This window comes from Kaistia nematophila (genome assembly GCF_026343855.1).
In the GTDB taxonomy this organism is placed as follows: domain Bacteria; phylum Pseudomonadota; class Alphaproteobacteria; order Rhizobiales; family Kaistiaceae; genus Kaistia; species Kaistia nematophila.
Map to the genome: position 1 here is coordinate 446847 of NZ_JAPKNK010000003.1, position 20551 is coordinate 467397.

General features: G+C 67.3%; 15 protein-coding genes and 1 pseudogene. 10 read left to right on the forward strand and 6 right to left on the reverse strand.

Going from position 1 to position 20551, the window contains the following annotated elements:
* Positions 1-68 precede the first annotated feature (68 nt).
* Positions 69-245, forward strand: coding sequence for a hypothetical protein (locus OSH07_RS10730; RefSeq protein ID WP_266338627.1), 177 nt, complete (start codon positions 69-71; stop codon positions 243-245).
* Between the two features lie 22 nt (positions 246-267).
* Here OSH07_RS10730 and OSH07_RS10735 read toward each other — a convergent pair whose 3' ends face one another.
* Both OSH07_RS10735 and OSH07_RS10740 read right to left on the reverse strand, forming a co-directional pair.
* The gene (locus OSH07_RS10735) at positions 268-678 is read right to left on the reverse strand and encodes a low affinity iron permease family protein (RefSeq protein WP_266338628.1); all 411 of its coding nucleotides are present in this window, start codon (positions 676-678) and stop codon (positions 268-270) included.
* Positions 679-756: 78 nt separating this feature from the next.
* Positions 757-2043: an NAD(P)/FAD-dependent oxidoreductase gene (locus OSH07_RS10740; RefSeq protein WP_266338629.1), complete on the reverse strand. Its 1287-nt coding sequence runs from the start codon at positions 2041-2043 to the stop codon at positions 757-759.
* A 165-nt stretch (positions 2044-2208) separates the two neighbouring features.
* Here OSH07_RS10740 and OSH07_RS10745 point away from each other — a divergent pair, with 165 nt between their 5' ends.
* Complete coding sequence (locus OSH07_RS10745) at positions 2209-2946, forward strand: SIMPL domain-containing protein (protein WP_266338630.1); 738 nt, start codon at positions 2209-2211, stop codon at positions 2944-2946.
* A gap of 41 nt (positions 2947-2987) precedes the next feature.
* Here the strand turns inward: OSH07_RS10745 and OSH07_RS10750 are convergent, their stop codons facing one another.
* Together OSH07_RS10750 and carA are read right to left on the reverse strand one after the other, a co-directional pair.
* Positions 2988-3896 carry a diacylglycerol kinase family protein gene (locus OSH07_RS10750; protein WP_266338631.1) on the reverse strand — a complete coding sequence of 303 codons (909 nt, stop codon included), beginning with the start codon at positions 3894-3896 and terminating at the stop codon, positions 2988-2990.
* Positions 3897-4041: 145 nt separating this feature from the next.
* Positions 4042-5286, reverse strand: a complete 1245-nt coding sequence (carA, locus tag OSH07_RS10755) for a glutamine-hydrolyzing carbamoyl-phosphate synthase small subunit (protein ID WP_266338632.1) — start codon at positions 5284-5286, stop codon at positions 4042-4044.
* A 247-nt stretch (positions 5287-5533) separates the two neighbouring features.
* Between carA and OSH07_RS10760 the strand changes: the two genes are divergently transcribed.
* From OSH07_RS10760 to OSH07_RS10785, 6 genes and pseudogenes are all read left to right on the forward strand, one after another.
* A complete protein-coding gene (locus OSH07_RS10760) occupies positions 5534-5986 on the forward strand; it encodes a GatB/YqeY domain-containing protein (RefSeq protein WP_266338633.1) in 453 nt (150 codons plus the stop codon).
* A 9-nt stretch (positions 5987-5995) separates the two neighbouring features.
* On the forward strand, positions 5996-6964 hold the full coding sequence (locus OSH07_RS10765; protein WP_266338634.1) for a small ribosomal subunit Rsm22 family protein: 969 nt from the start codon (positions 5996-5998) through the stop codon (positions 6962-6964).
* A 196-nt stretch (positions 6965-7160) separates the two neighbouring features.
* Positions 7161-9110 carry a DNA primase gene (dnaG, locus tag OSH07_RS10770; protein WP_266338635.1) on the forward strand — a complete coding sequence of 650 codons (1950 nt, stop codon included), beginning with the start codon at positions 7161-7163 and terminating at the stop codon, positions 9108-9110.
* 186 nt (positions 9111-9296) lie between these two features.
* The gene (gene rpoD / locus OSH07_RS10775; protein WP_266338636.1) at positions 9297-11291 is read left to right on the forward strand and encodes an RNA polymerase sigma factor RpoD; all 1995 of its coding nucleotides are present in this window, start codon (positions 9297-9299) and stop codon (positions 11289-11291) included.
* Between the two features lie 181 nt (positions 11292-11472).
* Positions 11473-11688: pseudogene (locus OSH07_RS10780) on the forward strand (Uma2 family endonuclease); the annotation flags it as partial.
* Positions 11689-11734: 46 nt separating this feature from the next.
* Positions 11735-12028 carry an HlyU family transcriptional regulator gene (locus OSH07_RS10785; protein WP_266338637.1) on the forward strand — a complete coding sequence of 98 codons (294 nt, stop codon included), beginning with the start codon at positions 11735-11737 and terminating at the stop codon, positions 12026-12028.
* A 105-nt stretch (positions 12029-12133) separates the two neighbouring features.
* Here the strand turns inward: OSH07_RS10785 and OSH07_RS10790 are convergent, their stop codons facing one another.
* Positions 12134-14404, reverse strand: a complete 2271-nt coding sequence (locus OSH07_RS10790) for a DUF6600 domain-containing protein (protein ID WP_266338638.1) — start codon at positions 14402-14404, stop codon at positions 12134-12136.
* Positions 14405-14724: 320 nt separating this feature from the next.
* On the opposite strand from OSH07_RS10790, the gene OSH07_RS10795 reads away from it, so the two are divergent.
* Entirely contained in the window at positions 14725-15633 is a 909-nt protein-coding gene (locus tag OSH07_RS10795; RefSeq protein ID WP_266338639.1) for an alpha/beta hydrolase, read from the forward strand.
* Positions 15634-15868: 235 nt separating this feature from the next.
* Here the strand turns inward: OSH07_RS10795 and ypfJ are convergent, their stop codons facing one another.
* Positions 15869-16801 carry a KPN_02809 family neutral zinc metallopeptidase gene (gene ypfJ, locus OSH07_RS10800; protein ID WP_266338640.1) on the reverse strand — a complete coding sequence of 311 codons (933 nt, stop codon included), beginning with the start codon at positions 16799-16801 and terminating at the stop codon, positions 15869-15871.
* Positions 16802-17033: 232 nt separating this feature from the next.
* Here ypfJ and carB point away from each other — a divergent pair, with 232 nt between their 5' ends.
* The gene (gene carB / locus OSH07_RS10805; protein WP_266338641.1) at positions 17034-20342 is read left to right on the forward strand and encodes a carbamoyl-phosphate synthase large subunit; all 3309 of its coding nucleotides are present in this window, start codon (positions 17034-17036) and stop codon (positions 20340-20342) included.
* Positions 20343-20551 lie beyond the last annotated feature (209 nt).

The window sequence follows — 20551 nt, forward strand, 5'->3', positions numbered from 1 at the left end:
GGCTTTTCCGGGCGCCGATGGCTGGGAGCGACGTGCACTCTCGCCTGCAAGGCTGAGGATTGCTGTCAATGCCCAATACGATCCATCCGAAACTGGCGGCGGAAGTGGAAGCGCTCGCGGAAGCGGCGCCGGACGAAGTCGGCAAGGCGACGTTGCTCAACATCGCCCGCACCCTCGCGCCGATCCATTCCGACGATGCAGCCGCCCCGATGGCCGAGCCCTCGAAGCCCCAGTCGTCGCCGTAGACCAGGCCTCGTCGAGGGCCGATCACGCACCGGGTAGGCCGCGGCTTTCCCGTTCGGCGGCCAGCCGGCTCAGCCGGGCATGGACCCTATCGGCAGAGGCCATGCAGCGCTTGTGCAGATCGGCCAGTTCCTGGTCGGTCAGCTTCTCGATCCCCATGAATTCGTTCTCCGCCTGGGAGGAACGGATCAGCTCGTCGAGCTTCAGCTGCAGCGCCTCGCTGTCGCGATTCTGCGTATTCTGGATCAGGAACACCATCAGGAAGGTGACGATCGTCGTGCCGGTGTTGATCACCAGCTGCCAGGTTTCGGAGAAGTGGAAGAAGGGGCCGGAGCCGGCCCAGACCAGCACCACGACGACGCAGAGGAGAAAGGCCGCCGCGCTGCCCGACACCCGGGCCGTCGCATTGGCGAAATTCTCGAAATAGCGCTCCATTCGGATCTCCCTTGAATGCAGCGAAAGCGCGCAGCGGAAAACGGCCTGCGAATGCAAATGTTCCGCCCGCCGCCGCGCTCAGCCGTCTTCGGCCGCCGGATCGCGCTGGGCGATGTCGCGCTGGGTGATCAGGCGGGCGCTACGGCTTCCTGTGGTGTGGATCCATAGCCAGGAGAGCGCCACGGCGAGGCGGTTGCGCACGCCGATCAGGAAGAAGATGTGGGCGATCCCCCACAGCCACCAGGCAAGGCCGCCCCGGAAGCGGATCCAGCCGAAATCGACCACGGCCGCCTTGCGCCCGATGGTGGCGAGGCTGCCCTGGTCGCGATAGCGGAACGGGCGCGGCGTCCGGTCGCCCGCAAGCCGCGCCAGCAGCGTCGCGCCGACATGGCGGCCCTGCTGCTTGGCGGCCGGCGCCACGCCCGGCACGGGCCTGCCCTCCGACATCACCATTGCCGTGTCGCCGATGACGAAGATGTCGGGATAGCCGGGAACGCTGAGATCCGGCTCGACCTTGACCCGCCCGGCGCGATCGGCCGGCGGCAGGCCGAGCCACGCCGCGGCGGGTGACGCCTGCACGCCGGCGGCCCAGATCACCGTCTCGGCCGCGATGACGCGCTCGCCGAGCGCGACCTTTCCGGACGACACATCCGTCACCGCCTGCCCGGCCAGCACCTCGACGCCGAGCCTGGCAAGCGCCTTTGCCGCATAGTCGGAAAGCTCCGGCCGGAAGGCCGCCAGCACGCGCGGTCCCGCCTCGACCAGCAGCACCCGAGCATCCGCCGGATCGAAATTGCGAAAATCGCCGGGAAGCGTGTTGCGAGCGAGTTCAGCGATGGTGCCGGCAAGTTCGACGCCGGTAGGACCGCCCCCGACGATGACGAAGGTGAGCCAGGCGGCCCGGCGGGCGGGATCTTTCTCGCGCTCGGCCCGCTCGAATGCCGTCAGGATGCGCCGGCGCAGCGTCGTGGCGTCCTCCAGCGTCTTCAGGCCCGGCGCGAAAGGCTCCCATTCGTCATGGCCGAAATAGGCATGGCGCGCGCCGGTCGCGATCACCAGCTGGTCGAACGGCAGTACCGCGCCGTCTTCCAGCAAAACCGTCTTCACGTCCTTGTCGACGCCGACGACGGTGCCAAGCAGAACCTCGATATTCCTGTAGCGACGCAGCAGATGGCGAATCGGCCAGGCGATCTCGGAGGTGGCGAGCAGCGCCGTCGCCACCTGGTAGAGCAGCGGCTGGAACAGATGATGGTTTCGCTGATCGACGACCGTGACCCGGGCGGCGCTGTTGCCGAGCCGCATCGCCGCCTCCAGCCCGCCAAATCCCGCGCCGATCACGACGATCCGGTTCGAGGTCTCCGCCATGCTGCCTCTCCAGTTGCGGACGGGTCTATCGTCCGCGGACACCTCGCTCCGGGCAACGATCCCCGGGGCAACCATCTTCTTGCCCGCGACCGGTCGCAGTCCCGTCGCAATGCCCGCCTAACAACTCCACGTAGTGCTGCAATTCGAGACAAGGGAAACGCGACCATGCATAACACGAAACGTACCGGCTTCCTCCGCACCGCCATTCTGGCCTCGACCCTGCAGGCAGCATTCGCGGCGCCGGCGCTCGCGCAATCCGCGCCGCAGCCGCCGACCCTCACCGTCTTCGCCGATGGCAGCGCCACCGCGGCGCCCGATATCGCCATCGTCACGCTCGGAGTCGTCTCGGAGGCCGCGACCGCCAAGGATGCGCTTGCGGCCAACGCCACCGACATGAACGCCGTGATCTCGGCGATCACCGGCGCCGGCATTGCCACCAAGGACATCGCGACCAGCGGCCTTTCGGTCAATCCGGTCTATTCCGACCCGTCCAAGGACCCGAACGGACAGGCCCGCGTCACTGGCTATCGCGTGCAGAACCAGGTGACGGTGAAGATCCGCGATCTCGCCAAGTCCGGCCCGCTGCTTGACCAGGTCGTCTCGGCCGGCGCCAACCGCGTCACCGGCATCGACTTCGACATCGACCAGGCGACCTCGCTGCGCGACGCGGCGATGAAGGCGGCGATCACCGAGGCGCGCCGCCGCGCCGAACTGATGGCGGAAGCGGCCGGCGTCAAGCTCGGCCCGATCCAGTCGATCCAGACCAGCGACGGCGGCGGCGTGCCGATCTTCCGCGCGCAGATGGCGATGAAGGCCGATGCCTCGACGCCCGTGATGGGCGGCGAACAGCAGATCACCGCCAACGCGACGATCGTCTACCAGATCGAGCCGCTGAAGAAGTAAGCGAAAGCGCGCCTCCCCTTCGCGCGGGAGGCGCCAAACCGTCAGCCTGCCGGCACGAGCACAGATAGCGCCGCCGGCAGGCTTTCCAGCACCAGCGGCGTTGGCATCCGCGCCAGTTCGCCATCGACCGAAAGCCAGAGGCGCGGCCGGTGGCTTGTGATCGTCGCCCGCCGCACGGCGAGCGACTGGATCTCGGGATTGTCGCGCCAGCGTCCGGCCAGCAGGTCGAGCCCGGCCTGCATGCGGCTGGCGAATTCCGCGCCTTCCGCGAAATGGATCTCGATCAGGCCCTCGTCGAGCCGCGGCCGGTCGATCCCGCTTTCCGACAGGCGGTTGTTGCTGGCGAGAAGAGCATAGGCCTCGATCTCGTGCCGGCCACCCGCCGTGTCCAGCGTCAGTTGCAGCACACCGGCGCGGCTGAAGGCGCGCAGCGACGATCGGGCGACCGCGATGAAGCGGCCGAATGGCAACCCACCGCCGCGATATTGCGCGCGGCCGCGCGCCACTTCCGCGAAATAGCCGAGCCCGGCGAGCGTATGGAAGATGCGGCCGTTGACGCTGGCGAGGTCGATGCGGCGCGGCGCGGCGGAGGCGAGCGCCGCCAGCGCCGCCTCGAGCTCGGCCGGCATGCCGAGGCTTTTCGCGAACAGGTTCATCGTGCCGAGCGGCAGCACGCCGAGCGTCCGCTCGGCGCCATCCGCCCGCGCCTCGCCGAGCTTGCGGATCGCATGGCCGACCGAACCGTCGCCGCCACCGACCACCACGGTGGGCGGGCCCGAGCGGGCGGCGCGCTCGATCTCCTGCAGGAACAGGTTCCCTTCGGCGAGGATGACCTCGGCCGAATGGCCGCGCTCGCCAAAGGCGCGTTCCACGATGTCGCGGATTTCGGCCGGATCCCGATCCTGGATCGTGCCGGCATGAGCGTTGAGGATGACGACGGTATCGGCCACGATCCCTCCGGGCTGGACCGCCTGAAGGTGGCGGTCGCCCCATGGCAATGCAAGCCGCAGCACTTCGATCCGCCGGCCTGGCCGCCAACAAAAATCCCGCCCTTTCGGGGCGGGATTCTTTCAGTTCGCAAATGCCCCTGCGGGATCAGGCGGCTTCCGGAGCCGGCTGCTCGGGGAGCGGCTCCTGACCCTTGCGGGCGCGCATCAGATTGACGAAGCGCGTGAACAGGTAGTGGCTGTCCTGCGGGCCGGGCGACGCCTCGGGGTGGTACTGCACCGAGAAGATCGGCTTGTCCTTGACGCGCAGGCCACAGTTCGAGCCGTCGAACAGCGAGACATGCGTTTCCTCGACGCTATCGGGCAGCGAGGCGGCGTCGACGGCGAAGCCGTGGTTCATCGAGGTGATCTCGACCTTGCCGGTGGTGCGGTCCTGGACCGGATGATTGGCGCCGTGATGGCCCTGGTGCATCTTCTTGGTCTCGCCGCCGAGCGCGATGCCGAGCATCTGGTGGCCGAGGCAGATGCCGAACAGCGGCACATCGGCCGCGATCACGTCCCGGATCGCCGGCACGGCGTATTCGCCGGTGGCGGCCGGGTCGCCCGGGCCGTTCGACAGGAAGACGCCATCCGGCTTGTGGGCCAGGATGTCCTCGCCGGTCGCCGTCGCAGGCAGCACGGTCACGTCGCAGCCGGCATCGGCGAGCAGGCGCAGGATGTTGCGCTTGATGCCGTAGTCGACGGCCACGACCTTGTGGACCGGGTTTTCCTCGTGGCCATAGCCCTTGTTCCAGACCCAGGTCGTCTCGTCCCAGCGGAAGGTCTGGCCGGTGGTGACGTCCTTGGCGAGGTCCATGCCGACGAGGCCGGGCCAGGCGGCGGCTTCCTTGCCGATCGCCTGCTGATCGAAGGCGCCGTCCGGCGCGTGGGCGATCACGGCATTCGGCATGCCTTTCTCGCGGATCAGCGCCGTCAGCGCGCGCGTATCGACGCCGGCGATACCGACGATGCCGCGCGACTTCAGCCAGGCGTCGAAATTCTTCAGGGCGCGATAGTTGGACGGGTCGGTGATGTCGGTCTTGATCACGCAGCCGCGCACGCCCGAGGCCGACGCCATGTTGACGGTCTCGATGTCCTCGTCATTGGTGCCGACATTGCCGATATGCGGGAAAGTGAAGGTGATGATCTGGCCGGCATAGGAGGGGTCGGTCAGGATTTCCTGGTAACCGGTCATCGCCGTGTTGAAGCAGACCTCGCCGACCGCGTGGCCGACCGCGCCGATCCCTCGGCCCTCGATCACGGTGCCATCGGCAAGGATCAGAAGCGCCGTCGGCTTCGGCTCCGCCCAGACGTTTTCATCCGCGATCGTGTCGGTCAGCATTGTTTCGGCCATGGTCTACCTGCGGGTCTCGAGATGGGGCGCCAGGTGCGTGCCGGCAAACTCATGCCGCACAAAAACGCGGCGGATCTCCCGGATCCACCGCCTCGCGCCCATTTGTCCGGAAACTAGGCCATGCCGCCGGACCCGTCAACCCGAAGAAGAAAATACAAAATCCATATATTTCAATACGTTAGATTGGATGCGCTTGAAGGACGCGCCAAGCTTCTCTATGCTGCGGCAACGTTCAAGGAGATTGACGATGCGCGAGACCATCACCGCAGCCCTGAAAGCCGCAACGCTGGCCCAGGACAAGAAGCGCACCGGCACGCTTCGCCTGATCTCGGCCGCCATCAAGGATCGCGACATCGCCGCCCGCACCGGCGGCTCCGGCCAGGCAACGGATGCCGAGCTGATCGACCTGCTCGCCAAGATGGTCAAGCAGCGGCTCGAATCCGCGAAGATCTATGAAGACAATGGCCGCCCCGAGCTCGCCGCGCAGGAGCGCGAGGAGATCGCCGTCATCGAGGAATACCTGCCCAAGCAGTTGAACGAGGACGAGGCAAAGGCCGCCATCGCCGCCATCGTCACCGAGACCGGCGCGACGGGCATCCGCGACATGAACAAGGTGATGTCCGAGCTGAAGGCCCGCTATGCGGGCCAGATGGACTTCGCCAAGGCGAGCGCCGCCGTCAAGGCAGCCCTTTCCAGCTAAGGAACCGCCATGGAACTGCCGCCGGCCCTTCGCGACGCCGTCGACGCGGCGCTCGAGGGCGCCTCGACGGCAGTCCTTGCCGAAGCTTCCGCCATGCTCTCGCAGCGCTATCGCAGCGAGCTGCGCGACGGACGCTTTCACGTGTCGGAAGACGACGCCGCGCGCGCCTATCTGGCGGCGCGGCTGCCGGCCACCTTCGCCGCCGTGCGCGCGGCGATGGATGCGGCCGAAGCGCAATTGCAGACCTTCCGGCCAGGATCCCTGCTCGATCTCGGCGCCGGACCGGGCACCGCCATGTGGGCGGCGCGCGACACCTGGCCGACGATCGACGACACGCTGATGATCGAGGGCAGCCCGACCATGCGGCGCTGGGGCGAGACGCTCGCCGCCTCCGCCGCGCCGTTCCGGCGCGAATGGCGCGCGGCGGATTTTTCGAAAGAAGCGCTCGCCATCGAGCCGCGCGACCTCGTCACCATCGCCTATGTGCTGGACGAACTGGAAAGCAGCGCCCGCGCGGCGCTGATCGACGCCGCCTGGCGCGCGACCGGCACGCTGCTGCTGATCGTCGAGCCCGGCACGCCGGCCGGCTGGCAGCGCATCCTCGACAGCCGCGCCCAGCTCCTGGACCTCGGCGCCCACATCGCGGCGCCCTGCGCGCATGAGGCGCCCTGCCCGATCGCGGCGCCCGACTGGTGCCATTTTTCCCGCCGCGTGGCGCGAACGAAGATCCATCTGCGCAGCAAGGGCGCCGTGGTGCCGTTCGAGGACGAGAAGTTCATCTACCTCGCCGCCACACGCGAGCCGGTCGCGGAGCATCCGGCGCGGGTGCTGGCGCCGCCGCGCGCCGGCAGCGGCAAGGTCAGCTTGAAGCTCTGCCTCGCCTCCGGCGCCGCCGAGACGCGCCTGATCACCAAGCGCGACGGCGACCTGTTCAAGGCGGCGCGTCGGATCGACTGGGGCGACGCGCTCGAGGTTTAGGGGACGATTTGGTTCACCTCTCCCGCGGGGCGAGGTCGATGGCCAGAGGCGTGGCGAGGGTCTGGCAGGGAGGAACCGAGGCACGGTGCCGAAGTGCCATCAAACCGCCCTGCATAGCGGGCATAAGTAGCCTGGAGCCTTTGCCCTTCGCGCTGCCACGCCCTAAATTCAAAGGTCACCATCGTTCCGGAATCCAATGCGCTTCTCGCCTTCCTTCCTCGATGAAATCCGCGCCCGCCTGCCGATCTCCTCGATCGTCGGGCAGCGTGTGACGTGGGACCGGCGAAAGTCCCAGCCGCAGAAGGGCGATTTCTGGGCCTGCTGCCCGTTCCATGGCGAGAAGTCGCCTTCCTTCCACGCCGAGGACCGCAAGGGACGCTACCACTGCTTCGGCTGCGGCGAATCAGGCGACCATTTCACCTTCCTGGTGAAGCTCGAGGGCCTCTCCTTCCCCGAGGCGGTCGAGCGGCTGGCCGGCGAGGCTGGCCTCTCCATGCCTGCGCGCGACGTCCATGCCGAGGCGGAGGAGCGCAAGCGCGCCTCGTTGCACGAGGTGATGGAACTCGCCTGCCGCTTCTTCGAGGAGGGGCTGCAATCGCGCGACGGCGCCGGCGCTCGCGGCTACCTGAACGGCCGCGCCCTCGGCCCCGACATCCAGCGCCGCTTCCGCCTCGGCTATGCGCGGGCGAGCCGCAACGCGCTGAAGGAATTCCTCGCCGCGAAGGGCGTGCCGCACGAAGACATGGTGGCGACGGGCCTGCTGATCTCGGGCGAGGACATTCCGGTCTCCTATGACCGCTTCCGCGACCGCGTGATGTTCCCGATCACCGATTTTCGCGGCCGCATCGTCGCCTTCGGCGGCCGCGCGCTTTCCGCCGACGCGCCGGCGAAATACCTGAACTCGCCGGAGACGGTGCTCTTCCACAAGGGCGACCTGCTCTATAACGGCTTCGAGGCGCGCAAGGCGGTCCAGAACGCCGGCACGATCATCGCCGTCGAGGGCTATGTCGACGTCATCGCCATGGCGACGGCGGGCTTCGGCCATACGGTGGCGCCGCTCGGCACAGCGCTGACCGAGCGCCAGCTGGACCTGCTCTGGCGGCTGACGCCGGAACCGATTCTCTGCTTCGACGGCGACAAGGCGGGCCTGCGCGCCGCCTACCGCGCCGCCGACCTGGCGCTCGCGGCGCTGAAGCCTGGCAAGACGGTCCGCTTCGCTCTGCTGCCGGAAGGCCAGGACCCTGACGACCTGATCCGCTCGGCCGGCCGCGAGGCGATGGCGCAGGTGCTCGCCGCGGCGCGGCCGCTTTTCGACATGGTGTGGACGCGCGAGACGGATGGCGGCGGATTCGAGACGCCGGAGCGGCGCGCGGCGCTCGAGGCGCGGCTGCGCGACATCGCCAAGACCGTCGCCGACGAGAGCATCCGTCATCACTACGAGCAGGCATTTGCCGAGCGGGCGCGCGAATTCTTCGGCTATGGCCAGAAGGGCGGCAACCGCCAGCAGCGCGGCGGCAATGGCGGCGACCGGCGCAACGGCGCCAACAATCGCGCCGGCGGCGATGGCGCGCGGAACTTCCGGCAGCCGCCGCCGATCATCTCGGAGAGCCTGAAACGGTCGACAACGCTGTCGGGCCGGGTGCAGCCGCCGCTGCGCGAAGTCGTGCTCGTCATGACCATGGCAAACCATCCGGGCCTTGTCCCCGACCTTCTGGATGAATTCGCCCAGATCGAGTTGACGAATCGCGAACTTGACTCCCTTCGCACGCAAATCCTAGAGATTGCCGCCGAGGATCCTCATATCGAAAGCGGGGGGTTGCGCGACCGGCTGGTTACCGCGCGCTTCGGCGACTTGCTCGGCAAGCTCGATCTACAGATCGAGCGCTGCGGCAACTGGCAGGCAAGGGCGGATGCGTCGGATCGTGACGCAGCGGATGGTTGGATGCAGGCTCTCACCTTGCACAGAAAGGCGCGAACGTTACATAAGGAACTCAAGGATGCCGAGGCGGCACTAGCCACCGACCCCAGCGACGCCAATTTGGCGCAGATGATCGACATCCAGAACCAGATGGCAAACAGCGAAGGCACGGAGGCCCTGATTGAGGGCTTCGGATTAAGTTCGGGCAGACGATCCAAGCCGATGTAGGATGATCGGGACGGGATCGACAAGCGGCGGCGTAAGGTTAAGCGGGCCTTAAGACACGAAGTCTAATTGACGGGCGACCGACGGCGGGAGGAATTCCTCCTGCCGCCTCTAGGATTTAACGGTGGTGAGCGAGCGCGACGGACGAGAACCGTCTGGCGCGAAGCCTCCGCCAAGACGGAGAACAGCATGGCGACGAAGGTTCAGGAAAACGAAGAGGCCCAGGACGCGCAGACCGAACCGCAGGACGGTCCGCTTCTCGACCTCTCGGATGCCGCCGTCAAGCGGATGATCAAGGTCGCCAAAAAGCGCGGCTTCGTGACCTATGAAGAGCTGAATTCCGTCCTTCCGTCCGAGCAGGTCGGGTCGGAGCAGATCGAGGACATTCTCTCGATGCTCTCCGAAATGGGCATCAATGTGATCGAGGCCGACGAGGTCGAGGAGGCCGAGGAAACCGGCGCCGACGCCGACGAGGAAGCGGGCGAGCTCGCCGAATCAACCGGCACCGCCGTCGCCCGCACGACGACGACCAAGGAGCCGACCGACCGCACCGACGACCCCGTGCGCATGTATCTGCGCGAAATGGGTTCGGTGGAGCTGCTGTCGCGCGAAGGCGAAATCGCCATCGCCAAGCGCATCGAGGCCGGCCGCGAGACCATGATCGCCGGGCTCTGCGAGAGCCCCCTCACCTTCCAGGCCATCATCATCTGGAAGGAGGAGCTTGCCGAGGGCAAGATCCTGCTGCGCGACATCATCGACCTCGAGGCCACCTATGCCGGCCCCGAGGCGAAGAACGCACCGATGGCCGGCCCCGGTGACGGGCCGTTCAACGAGGAAGGCGAGGAAGAAGACGGCGACGCCGCCATGCCGCGCCCGCCGGAGGGCGATGGCGACGACGAAGACGACATGGAAAACAACATGTCGCTCGCCGCCATGGAGGCCGAGCTGAAGCCGAAGGTCGTCGAGACCTTCGAGAACGTCGCCGAGAACTACAAGAAGCTGCGCCGCCTGCAGGACCAATTGGTCGAGGGCCGCCTCAAGAACGAGACACTCTCGCCCTCGCAGGAGCGCCGCTACAAGAAGCTGAAGGACGACCTCATCCTCGAGGTGAAGTCGCTCTCGCTCAACCAGAACCGTATCGATTCGCTGGTCGAGCAGCTCTACACGATCAACAAGAGCCTGGTCAGTTCCGAGGGCAAGCTGCTGCGCCTCGCCGAGAGCTATCGCGTCAGCCGCGAGGAGTTCCTTCGCGAATACCAGGGCTCGGAGCTCGATCCGAACTGGCTGCGCCGGGTCGCCAATCTCGGCGGTCGCGGCTGGAAGGACTTCGTCACCAACGGCAAGGACCGGATCCGCGAACTGCGCGGCGAGATCCAGAACCTCGCCACCGAGACGGGCCTGGAGATCACCGAATACCGCCGCATCGTGCACATGGTGCAGAAGGGCGAGAAGGAAGCCCGCCAGGCCAAGAAGGAAATGGTCGAGGCCAACCTTCGCCTCGTGATCTCGATCGCCAAGAAGTACACCAACCGCGGCCTGCAGTTCCTTGACCTGATCCAGGAAGGCAATATCGGCCTGATGAAGGCCGTCGATAAGTTCGAATACCGCCGCGGCTACAAGTTCTCGACCTACGCGACCTGGTGGATCCGCCAGGCGATCACCCGTTCGATCGCCGACCAGGCCCGCACGATCCGTATCCCGGTCCACATGATCGAGACGATCAACAAGATCGTCCGCACCTCGCGCCAGATGCTGCACGAGATCGGCCGCGAGCCGACCCCGGAAGAGCTGGCCGAGAAGCTGGCCATGCCGCTCGAAAAGGTCCGCAAGGTCCTGAAGATCGCCAAGGAGCCGATCTCGCTCGAAACGCCGATCGGCGACGAGGAGGATTCGCATCTCGGTGATTTCATCGAGGACAAGATGGCGATCCTGCCGATCGATGCCGCGATCCAGAGCAATCTTCGCGAAACAACGACGCGAGTTCTCGCGTCGTTGACCCCGCGCGAGGAAAGAGTGCTGCGCATGCGCTTCGGCATCGGCATGAACACCGACCACACGCTGGAAGAAGTCGGCCAGCAGTTCTCGGTGACGCGCGAACGCATCCGCCAGATCGAGGCGAAGGCGCTGCGCAAGCTCAAGCACCCGAGCCGCTCGCGCAAGCTGCGCTCGTTCCTGGACAACTGATCGTCCGGGACCGCTACTGCCTGCTCCCAAAGGGCCGCTCGCGAGAGCGGCCCTTTTGTTTTAGGATCACGCCCATGAACGTCCGCGCCATCATCGAAAATGCCGGCCTCCCCCGCCGTGGCTTCACGGTGAAAGAAGTCGAGCGCATGAGCGAGATCGGACCTCCGACAGCTCGCTCGGCTTCGATCTCGGCCCCAAGGCGCTCGTCTACGCGCATTTCGGCATTCGGGAACTCTGGGTGATCGACGCGACCACCAACACGATCCATGTCCACCGCGATCCGGTCGACGGGCGCTACCGGTCGATCACGCCATGGACGGCCCGGGATGTCGTCATGCCGGCCTTCGCGCCGGCCGAATTCGCGCTGCGCCTCGCCGACCTCGACCTCGGCGGCTGATCGCGCTAAGCCTCGGACCCAGATATCCATCTCAGAGGGTCCATCCATGTCGTTCCTGAAGAAGCTGTTTGGCGGTGGCGGCGGCGGTTCGAGCCCGGCCGAGGCCAAGGGCGAAGCCACCGAATACAAGGGCTACAACATCCGCCCTGCCCCCTATTCGGAAGGCGGCCAGTACAAGACGGCCGGCTATATCGAGAAGACGATCGACGGCGTCGAAAAGTCCTACCGCTTCGTCCGCGTCGATTCGCACACCAGCCGCGACGCCGCCGCCGATTTCGCCGTGATCAAGGGCAAGCAAATCATCGACGAGCAGGGCGACCGGATCTTCGACGCAAGCTGACCCCCTCGCCTCTCCCGGCGCGCGTCGCGGAGGACTGAGGACGCACGCACAAAAAAGCCGGCTGCGGTAACGCGGCCGGCTTTTTCGTTTTTGCGGGAAGCGGCGCTACTGGGCGCAGCTGCCATCCGGCTGGACGGCGCCCTCGGGGCAGTCGCCGCCACGCCGCGGGCGCTCGCGGCGCTCGGGCTGGCGCTGCTCCTGCGGCTGCTCAGGCTGCCCCTGCTGCTCCATCTGCGGCTCGCGCTGACGGCGCGGACGCTCCTGCTGCGGCTCCGGCTGGGGCTGCAGTTCCTCCTGCTGGGGGCGCTGGCGACGCTGGCGCGGCGCTTCCTCGCCCTGGGCAGGCGCTTCCGGCTCCGCCTGGGGCTCGGCCTGCGGACGCTTGCGGCGCGGCGCCTCCGGCTGGGCCTCATCCTGCGGACGAGCCTCCGGCTGCGGCTCGGCAGCAGGCTGCTCCTGGCGCGGCTGCGCTTCCTCGGCCGGCTGGGCCGGACGCTTCTTGCGCGGCGGTTCCGGCTGAGCATCGGGCTCGGGGGCAGAAGGCTGCTCGGCCTTCGGCGCGGCTTCGGGAGCAGGCTTCGCGTCTGGCGCAGGCTTGGGCTCGCGGGCGGGCTTCGCCTCCGGTGCTGGCTTCGCCTCCGGCGCAGGCTGTTCGGCGGCGGGCGCCTCGACCGCCGGCTTGGCCGGGCGATCCTTGCGCGGCTGCTCGGGCTTGGCCGGCTCGTCCTGCGGCGGTTGCGCCGGACGCACGTCCGGCTTGTTTCCGGGCTGCTCGACGGCAGGCTGCTCGGCAGGCGCCGGCTGCACGTCGGCCGGCTTTCCGGGACGATCCTTGCGCGGACGCTCGCCCTGCGGCTGTCCGTCGGGCTGCTGACCCGCCTGGTCCGGCGCAGGCTTCTGGTCGGGACCGCGATCCGGCCGGTTCGGCCGCTCGGGCTGGCCCTGGTCGACCGGCGGCGGATTGCCGTCGGCGGGGACCTGCGGCTCGGGCGGCTGCGGATTGGCCTCGACCTTCTTCAGCACCTCGTCGGCCCTGGCGGCGCGCTCCTGGCGAATGCGCTCCTGCTCGGCCTGGCGCTGCTCGGCCGCCTTCTTCGTCGCCGCGTCGATTTCGGCGGCGCGGGCGTCGGCCGCCTTGCGCTGCTGTTCGACGAGGTCGGCCTTCTCGGCCTTCAGCTTGTCGATCTCCGCCTGCATGCGGTCCCGCTGCTGCGGCTGGTCGCGATCGCGGCGCAGGTCGCGCCGCTCGTCGGGGCTGAGCACGGAAAGCAGCGCGGCCGAGACGACGCCGGCGACGGCCGCCTTCGAGTCGGGCTCGACATACTGGTGGATCAGCGTGCGATCGTCGCGCGGCACGTCGCGGTCGAAGCGGTCAGGACGGCCATCGAAGCGCTGGTCGTCGATGCGGGGACGGAACACGCCGATGCGGCCGCCCTGATCGTCGTCGAAGATATCGCTCTGGTCGTCGACATAGACGACCTCGCGGCCGGGACGATCGCGGCGGCCGACAGGCTCGTTGTAATAGCGGCCATCCTCGAATTTCGGCCGGCGCACGTCGCGCGCTTCGCCGAGATAGCGATCGATGTCGCGCACCGGGGCGGCGCGGCGGCCGATGTCGTCATCGTCGAAATAACGATCGTCGACGAACACCCAGCTCTCGGAGACCGGCGGGTCGTAGCGGCGCGGCGCGCCATACTGGTAGCCCGAACGGTCGGGCGCGATCGGCGCCCAGCCGACGGCGCCGCCGCCGACACGGAAGGTCACCCAGGCCGGCGACCAGGTATCGCCCGGCACCCAGTACCATCCATAGTCGGGGCTGTAGTCCCAGCGGCCATAGTGATAGGTGGCCCAGCCGAACGGCTCGCTCGACTCCCAGTACCAGCCATAATCGTCGGTCCAGGTCCAGCGGCCTTCCTGATACGGACGCCAGCCGGCGCCACGGCGCTTCGGCACGAAGACGTAGCCGTAATCCTCATCCTCGATCCAGCGGCCATAGGGCTGCAGCTGGTCGAAGAAATAGCCGACGTCGCCCGAGGCGCGACTGGCGCGCGGGCGGCTCGAAACCGGCTGGGCGCGCGGCCGCGACGGCGCGGCCTGCGCCGGCTTCGGGCGCGGCGCCGGCGGCGTGGCGGCGGGCTGCGCATCCGCGACGCGGACCGGCTCGGCCTCCGCCTGCGTCGCGCCATTCTCGGCCGACTGGTCGTATTCATCCATGTCGGTGGTATCGGCAGGGGGCGCGCTCTCGTCGGTCGCCGCGGGCGCCTTGGAGCGCAGTTCCAGCCTGTAGGGAATGTCGACGACGCCGGTCACCACGGCGGCCCCCGCGACAACGACGCCGCCGGCCAGAGCGGCACCAACCAGACCCAAGAGTTTCATAGTCACCTTCCCGTCGTTTCCGGACCTCGCGGCCGGTCGTACCGAATCACGTCCAAGCGCCGACCTCGGTCAGCAGGGCCATTTCCCCGATTTCACCCGGCGAAAACGGCATGGGCGAGGCTCAATCAAGGCCATTTCAACGGCCGAAGCGCCTCAATTGTCGCTTCCTCAATCGCTCGCCGCGCCTGAACGTTCCCTGAATGCCGCACCACCGGCGATTGGCGGCGAGGCGCGGAGGTGCCATCCTGCGCGGCGACGGAACGACGGGAGAGACGGGACGAATGGCATCAGGGGATCGGGCTTTGAGCAAGGGGTCGGCGATGGCCGGAGCGCGGGCGCTGGCGCTGCTGGCCACGCTGCTGCTACCGGCCGCCCTGCCCGCCCCGGCGCTTGCCGACGGGCTGCGACTCGCCCCCTACAAGGACGAGCTGTTCCAGTACGGCAAGGTGCTGGAGAGCGCATCGAACGGCGACTTCCGCATCGTCGACTATGACGAGCTGCGCGACATCAACGGGCGCGACGAGATCCCGGAGCGCAAGGCGCAGGGCAAGTACGTCTCGCTCAAGACCAAGCGGGTCGAGGACCACCTGACCTACAAGGTCGGCGGCCGCAGCCTCAAATATGTCGGCGCCGGCGCGACCAGGGGCCCGGCCCGCATGATCGTCATCTACCTGCATGGCCAGAACGGCACCCGCTTCCAGGGCGCCGACGACTGGACCTTCGGCGGCAATTTCAATCGCGTGAAAAACATGACGGTCGCCGCCGGCGGCGCCTATCTCTCGCCCGATTTCTCGGATTTCGAAGCGAACGGCACGGCGGAGATAAAGGCGCTGATGCTGGACTACGCCGCCCGCTCGCCGGGCGCGCCGATCTTCGTCGCCTGCGGCTCCTATGGCGGCAAGCTGTGCTGGTCGCTGGCGCGCGATCCGGAAGCGGCGTCGATGATCTCCGGCCTGATCCTGCTCGGCTCGCTCAATGATCCCGGCTTCCTGAAGACGGCGGCGATGAAGAAGGGCGGCCGCCCGATCCCGATCTTTCTCGGCCATGGCAGCCGCGACCCGATCATCGACTGGAAGACGCAGCAGGCGTTCTTCGACAGCGTGCACAAGAAGATGCCGGGCTATCCGATCAAGTTCGTGCTGTTCCAGGACGGCAACCACGGCACGCCGATCCGCATGACCGACTGGCGCGAGACACTGAACTGGATGCTGACGACGGACGGGAAGTAGGGCCTTCCCGCACCAGCGCGGGCTGTAGAGCCTAGCCCCGTCGTACAGGCTCGACCATCATCCTGCCCGGCAGAGCCGGGCCTCGAAGGAGGGGCCAGAAGGGCAGGACTCGAGCGTCCTCTGGATCCTCCTTCGAGGCTTCGCTTACGCGAAGCACCTCAGGATGATGGCGGAGGAACATCCGGGCGACGGAGCCGGGGAAGACGCGATCGCCTAGCCGGCGATCGCTTTCCCGTCAGATATTACCCTGGAACGTGTTGCACTGGTTGAGGTCGCCGGACTGGTAGCCACGCTTGAACCAGGCGCTGCGCTGCGCCGAGGTGCCATGCGTGAAGCTCTCGGGCACGACGACGCCCTGGGTGCGCTTCTGGATGGCGTCGTCGCCGATCTGGGTCGCGGCGTTCAACGCCTCGTCGATGTCGCCGGCCTCCAGCATGCCTTTCTGGTCGGTGCGGTTTGCCCAGACGCCGGCATAGCAATCCGCCTGCAGCTCGACCTTGACGGACAGCGCGTTGGCGTCCGCGCGGCTCATGTTCTGCCGCATCTGGTTGAACTTCGGCAGTATGCCCTGAAGATCCTGGACGTGGTGGCCAACCTCGTGGGCGATCACGTAGGCCTGGGCGAAGTCGCCGGGCGCGCCGAAGCGACGTTTCAGCTCGTCATAGAAGGCGAGGTCGATATAGACCTTCTTGTCGAGTGGACAATAGAAAGGGCCGGAAGCGGCGCTGGCCTGGCCGCAGGCCGAGCGCGTCATGCCCGAGAAGAGCACCAGCGGCGTCGGCTCGTAGGTCTCGCCGGCCGATTTGAAGATGTCGGTCCAGACGTCCTCCGTGCTGCCGAGCACCTTGGAGACGAAGGCCCTGCCGGCGTCCTCGCTGCCGGAGCCGGTGCGGCTCGGCGTCGGCGCCTGCTGGTAGCTGGTGTCCTGCGTGTAACTGCCGCCGCCTCCGCCGCCTGTCACCATGATGAGCATCTGGATAGGGTTGATGCCGAAAACCAGCCAGCCTATGCCGACGATCAGGGCGATCGTCACCAGCGATCCGCCGCGCAGCGGGATGCCGCGTCCGCCGCCCATCCCGGCCGGGCGATAGCCTCCGTCCAGCCCGCCGGATCCGTCGCTGCGCCGATCTTCGACGTTCTCGCTTTCGCGCTGTCCATCGAGACGCATGGACAATCTCCCTCTTGTCGCGGACGCCGCCGCGCGTTGCATGCTGCCGAAACTAGACCCGCCAGCGCGCCGCCGCCAGTGGAACCAACGCGAGCGCGGCCCATACAGTTGCCTGCAGGGGTTCCCCCATCCGGCCTTTTCCCCTATAAGGCCGCTCTAGCCTATACACGCCCCCTGCTCGATGGCCCGCGCGCACTCCCGCGTCGGGTCTTTTGCTACGCGCGAGACGAAATTGCCGAAACGTACAGATATCCAATCGATCCTGATCATCGGAGCTGGCCCGATCATTATCGGCCAGGCTTGCGAGTTCGATTATTCCGGTACCCAGGCCTGCAAGGCCCTGAAGGACGAAGGGTACCGAATCATCCTCGTGAACTCGAATCCGGCGACGATCATGACCGATCCGGATCTGGCGCACGCGACCTACATCGAGCCGATCACGCCGGAAATCGTGGCCAAGATCATCGAGAAGGAGCGTCCCGACGCGCTGCTCCCGACGATGGGCGGCCAGACGGCGCTGAACTGCGCGCTGTCGCTGAAGAAGATGGGCGTGCTCGACAAGTTCAACGTCGAGATGATCGGCGCCACGGCGGAAGCGATCGACAAGGCCGAGGACCGCGAGCGGTTCCGCGACGCGATGACGAAGATCGGGCTGGAGACGCCGCGTTCGCGTCTCGCCCATTCGCTCACCGAGGCCCTGCCGGCTCTGGAAGAGATCGGCCTGCCGGTCATCATCCGTCCGTCCTTCACGCTGGGCGGCACCGGCGGCGGCATCGCCTATACGCGCGAGGAATTCATCGACATCGTCGAGAGCGGCGTGGATGCCTCGCCGACCGACGAGGTCCTGATCGAGGAAAGCGTCCTCGGCTGGAAAGAGTATGAGATGGAGGTTGTCCGCGACAAGAAGGACAACTGCATCATCATCTGCTCGATCGAGAACATCGATCCGATGGGCGTCCATACCGGCGACTCGATCACGGTCGCGCCGGCGCTGACCTTGACCGACAAGGAATACCAAATCATGCGCGACGCCTCGCTGGCGGTGCTGCGCGAGATCGGCGTCGAGACGGGCGGCTCCAACGTGCAGTTCGCCGTCAACCCGGCCGACGGCCGGCTGATCGTCATCGAGATGAACCCGCGCGTGTCGCGCTCTTCCGCTCTGGCATCGAAGGCGACCGGCTTCCCGATCGCCAAGGTCGCGGCCAAGCTGGCCGTCGGCTACACGCTCGACGAGCTCGAGAACGACATCACCGGCGGCGCCACGCCGGCCTCGTTCGAGCCGACGATCGACTACGTCGTCACCAAGATCCCGCGCTTCGCCTTCGAGAAGTTCCCGGGCGCCTCGCCGGTCCTGACCACCGCGATGAAGTCGGTCGGCGAAGTCATGGCGATCGGCCGCACCTTCCAGGAATCGCTGCAGAAAGCGCTGCGCGGCCTCGAGACCGGTCTTTCCGGCCTCGACGAGATCGAGATCCCCGGCCTCGGCCAGGGCGACGACGCCAACGCGATCCGCGCCGCCATCGGCACGCCGACGCCCGACCGCCTGCTGAAGGCGGCCCAGGCGCTTCGCCTCGGCGTCTCTGTCGAGCAGGTGCATGAGATCTGCAAGATCGATCCGTGGTTCCTCAAGGAAATCAAGGGGATCATCGACACGGAGCAGAAGGTCCGCGCGCATGGCCTGCCGAAGACGGCCGGCAGCTTCCGCCGCCTGAAGTCGATGGGCTTCTCCGACCAGCGGCTGGCCAACCTGACTGGCGCCACCGCAGCCGAGATCAAGGCGCTGCGCGTCTCGCTCGGCGTCCACCCGGTCTACAAGCGGATCGATACCTGCGCGGCCGAGTTCGCCTCGCCGACCCCCTACATGTACTCGACCTACGAGACGCCCTTCACCGGCGCGCCGGTCAGCGAGGCCGAGCCCTCCGACCGCAAGAAGGTCATCATCCTCGGCGGCGGCCCCAACCGCATCGGCCAGGGCATCGAGTTCGACTATTGCTGCTGCCATGCCGCCTTCGCGCTGAAGGATGCCGGCTATGAAGCGATCATGGTCAACTGCAACCCGGAAACCGTCTCGACCGACTACGACACGTCGGACCGGCTCTATTTCGAGCCGCTGACGTCGGAAGACGTGCTGGAGATCATCCGCGTCGAGCAGTCGAACGGCACGCTGCACGGCGTCATCGTCCAGTTCGGCGGCCAGACCCCGCTGAAGCTGGCGGCGGCGCTCGAGGAGGCCGGCGTGCCGATCCTCGGCACCTCGCCCGACGCGATCGACCTCGCCGAGGACCGCGACCGCTTCTCGAAGCTGCTCGTGAAGCTCGGCATCCGCCAGCCGAAGAACGGCATCGCCTATTCGGTCGAGCAGGCCCGCCTCGTGGTCGCCGATCTCGGCTACCCGCTCGTCGTGCGCCCGTCCTACGTGCTCGGCGGCCGCGCCATGCAGATCATCCGCGACGACGACACGCTGTCCGACTACCTGCTCGGCACGCTGCCGGAACTGGTGCCGGCAGAGGTCAAGGTCCGCTACCCGAACGACAAGACCGGCCAGATCAACACGCTGCTCGGCAAGAACCCGCTGCTGTTCGACCGCTACCTGTCGGATGCGACCGAGGTCGACGTCGACGCGCTCGCCGACGGCAAGACGGTGTTCGTCGCCGGCATCATGGAGCACATCGAGGAGGCCGGCATCCATTCGGGCGACAGCGCCTGCTCGCTGCCGCCGCATTCGCTGAGCGAGGAGACGATCGCCATCCTCGAGGACCAGACGCGCAAGCTGGCGCTGGCGCTCGAGGTCGGCGGCCTGATGAACGTCCAGTACGCGATCAAGGACGGCGAGATCTACGTGCTCGAAGTGAACCCGCGCGCCTCGCGCACGGTGCCCTTCGTCGCCAAGACCATCGGCCTGCCGGTGGCGAAGATCGCCTCCCGCGTCATGGCCGGCGAAAGCCTCGAGAGCTTCGATCTCAAGGCGGCGCGCCGTGACCACATCGCGGTCAAGGAAGCCGTCTTCCCGTTCGCCCGCTTCCCCGGCGTCGACACGCTGCTCGGCCCGGAAATGCGCTCGACCGGCGAGGTCATGGGCCTCGACTACGACTACGCCGTCGCCTTCGCCAAGAGCCAGCTCGGCGCCGGCAACTCGCTGCCGAAGGCGGGCACGGTGTTCGTGTCGATGCGCGATTCGGACAAGGCCGGCATCGTCGAGCCGATGCGCCGCCTCGAGGCGCTCGGCTTCAAGATCATCGCCACCAGCGGCACCCAGCGCTTCCTCGCGGAACAGGGCATCGCCTGCGCGAAGATCAACAAGGTCGCCGAAGGCCGCCCGCACATCGTCGACGCGATCAAGAACGGCGACGTGCAGCTCGTCTTCAACACCACCGAGGGCGCCCGCGCGCTCGGCGACAGCCGTTCGATGCGCCGCGCCGCGCTTCTCCACAAGGTGCCGTACTACACGACCCTTTCCGGAGCGGTCGCCGCGTCGCTCGGCATCGAGGCCTATGCGACCGGAACCCTGGAAGTCCGGCCGCTTCAGGCCTATTTCGAGTAGTCCGAGGGCTTGCGGGCCGCGATCCGGCCCGCAAGCATCCCCCTTGCGCTTGCCGCAATCGTGGACGACACTCGCAGGCGGAATTTGCCGTGCAAGTACCCGGAGGCTAGCGCGCCGCGCCTGGCGGCGCCGCCTCCGGTTTTTTGAAGTCAGGTGGCTGGCTCCCTTGGGCGCCGGCACCTGAATTATTGTGCTTCTGCCCTTCTGGG

Bases quoted from the DNA above. Each gene is read 5' to 3' on its own strand.
- ypfJ (WP_266338640.1), bottom strand. From the start codon at position 16,801: ATGCGTCTCGATGGACAGCGCGAAAGCGAGAACGTCGAAGATCGGCGC.
- OSH07_RS10760 (WP_266338633.1), top strand. From the start codon at position 5,534: ATGCGCGAGACCATCACCGCAGCCCTGAAAGCCGCAACGCTGGCCCAG.
- OSH07_RS10740 (WP_266338629.1), bottom strand. From the start codon at position 2,043: ATGGCGGAGACCTCGAACCGGATCGTCGTGATCGGCGCGGGATTTGGC.
- carA (WP_266338632.1), bottom strand. From the start codon at position 5,286: ATGGCCGAAACAATGCTGACCGACACGATCGCGGATGAAAACGTCTGG.
- OSH07_RS10785 (WP_266338637.1), top strand. From the start codon at position 11,735: ATGTCGTTCCTGAAGAAGCTGTTTGGCGGTGGCGGCGGCGGTTCGAGC.
- OSH07_RS10745 (WP_266338630.1), top strand. From the start codon at position 2,209: ATGCATAACACGAAACGTACCGGCTTCCTCCGCACCGCCATTCTGGCC.
- dnaG (WP_266338635.1), top strand. From the start codon at position 7,161: ATGCGCTTCTCGCCTTCCTTCCTCGATGAAATCCGCGCCCGCCTGCCG.
- OSH07_RS10765 (WP_266338634.1), top strand. From the start codon at position 5,996: ATGGAACTGCCGCCGGCCCTTCGCGACGCCGTCGACGCGGCGCTCGAG.
- OSH07_RS10790 (WP_266338638.1), bottom strand. From the start codon at position 14,404: ATGAAACTCTTGGGTCTGGTTGGTGCCGCTCTGGCCGGCGGCGTCGTT.
- OSH07_RS10795 (WP_266338639.1), top strand. From the start codon at position 14,725: ATGGCCGGAGCGCGGGCGCTGGCGCTGCTGGCCACGCTGCTGCTACCG.
- OSH07_RS10735 (WP_266338628.1), bottom strand. From the start codon at position 678: ATGGAGCGCTATTTCGAGAATTTCGCCAATGCGACGGCCCGGGTGTCG.
- rpoD (WP_266338636.1), top strand. From the start codon at position 9,297: ATGGCGACGAAGGTTCAGGAAAACGAAGAGGCCCAGGACGCGCAGACC.
- OSH07_RS10730 (WP_266338627.1), top strand. From the start codon at position 69: ATGCCCAATACGATCCATCCGAAACTGGCGGCGGAAGTGGAAGCGCTC.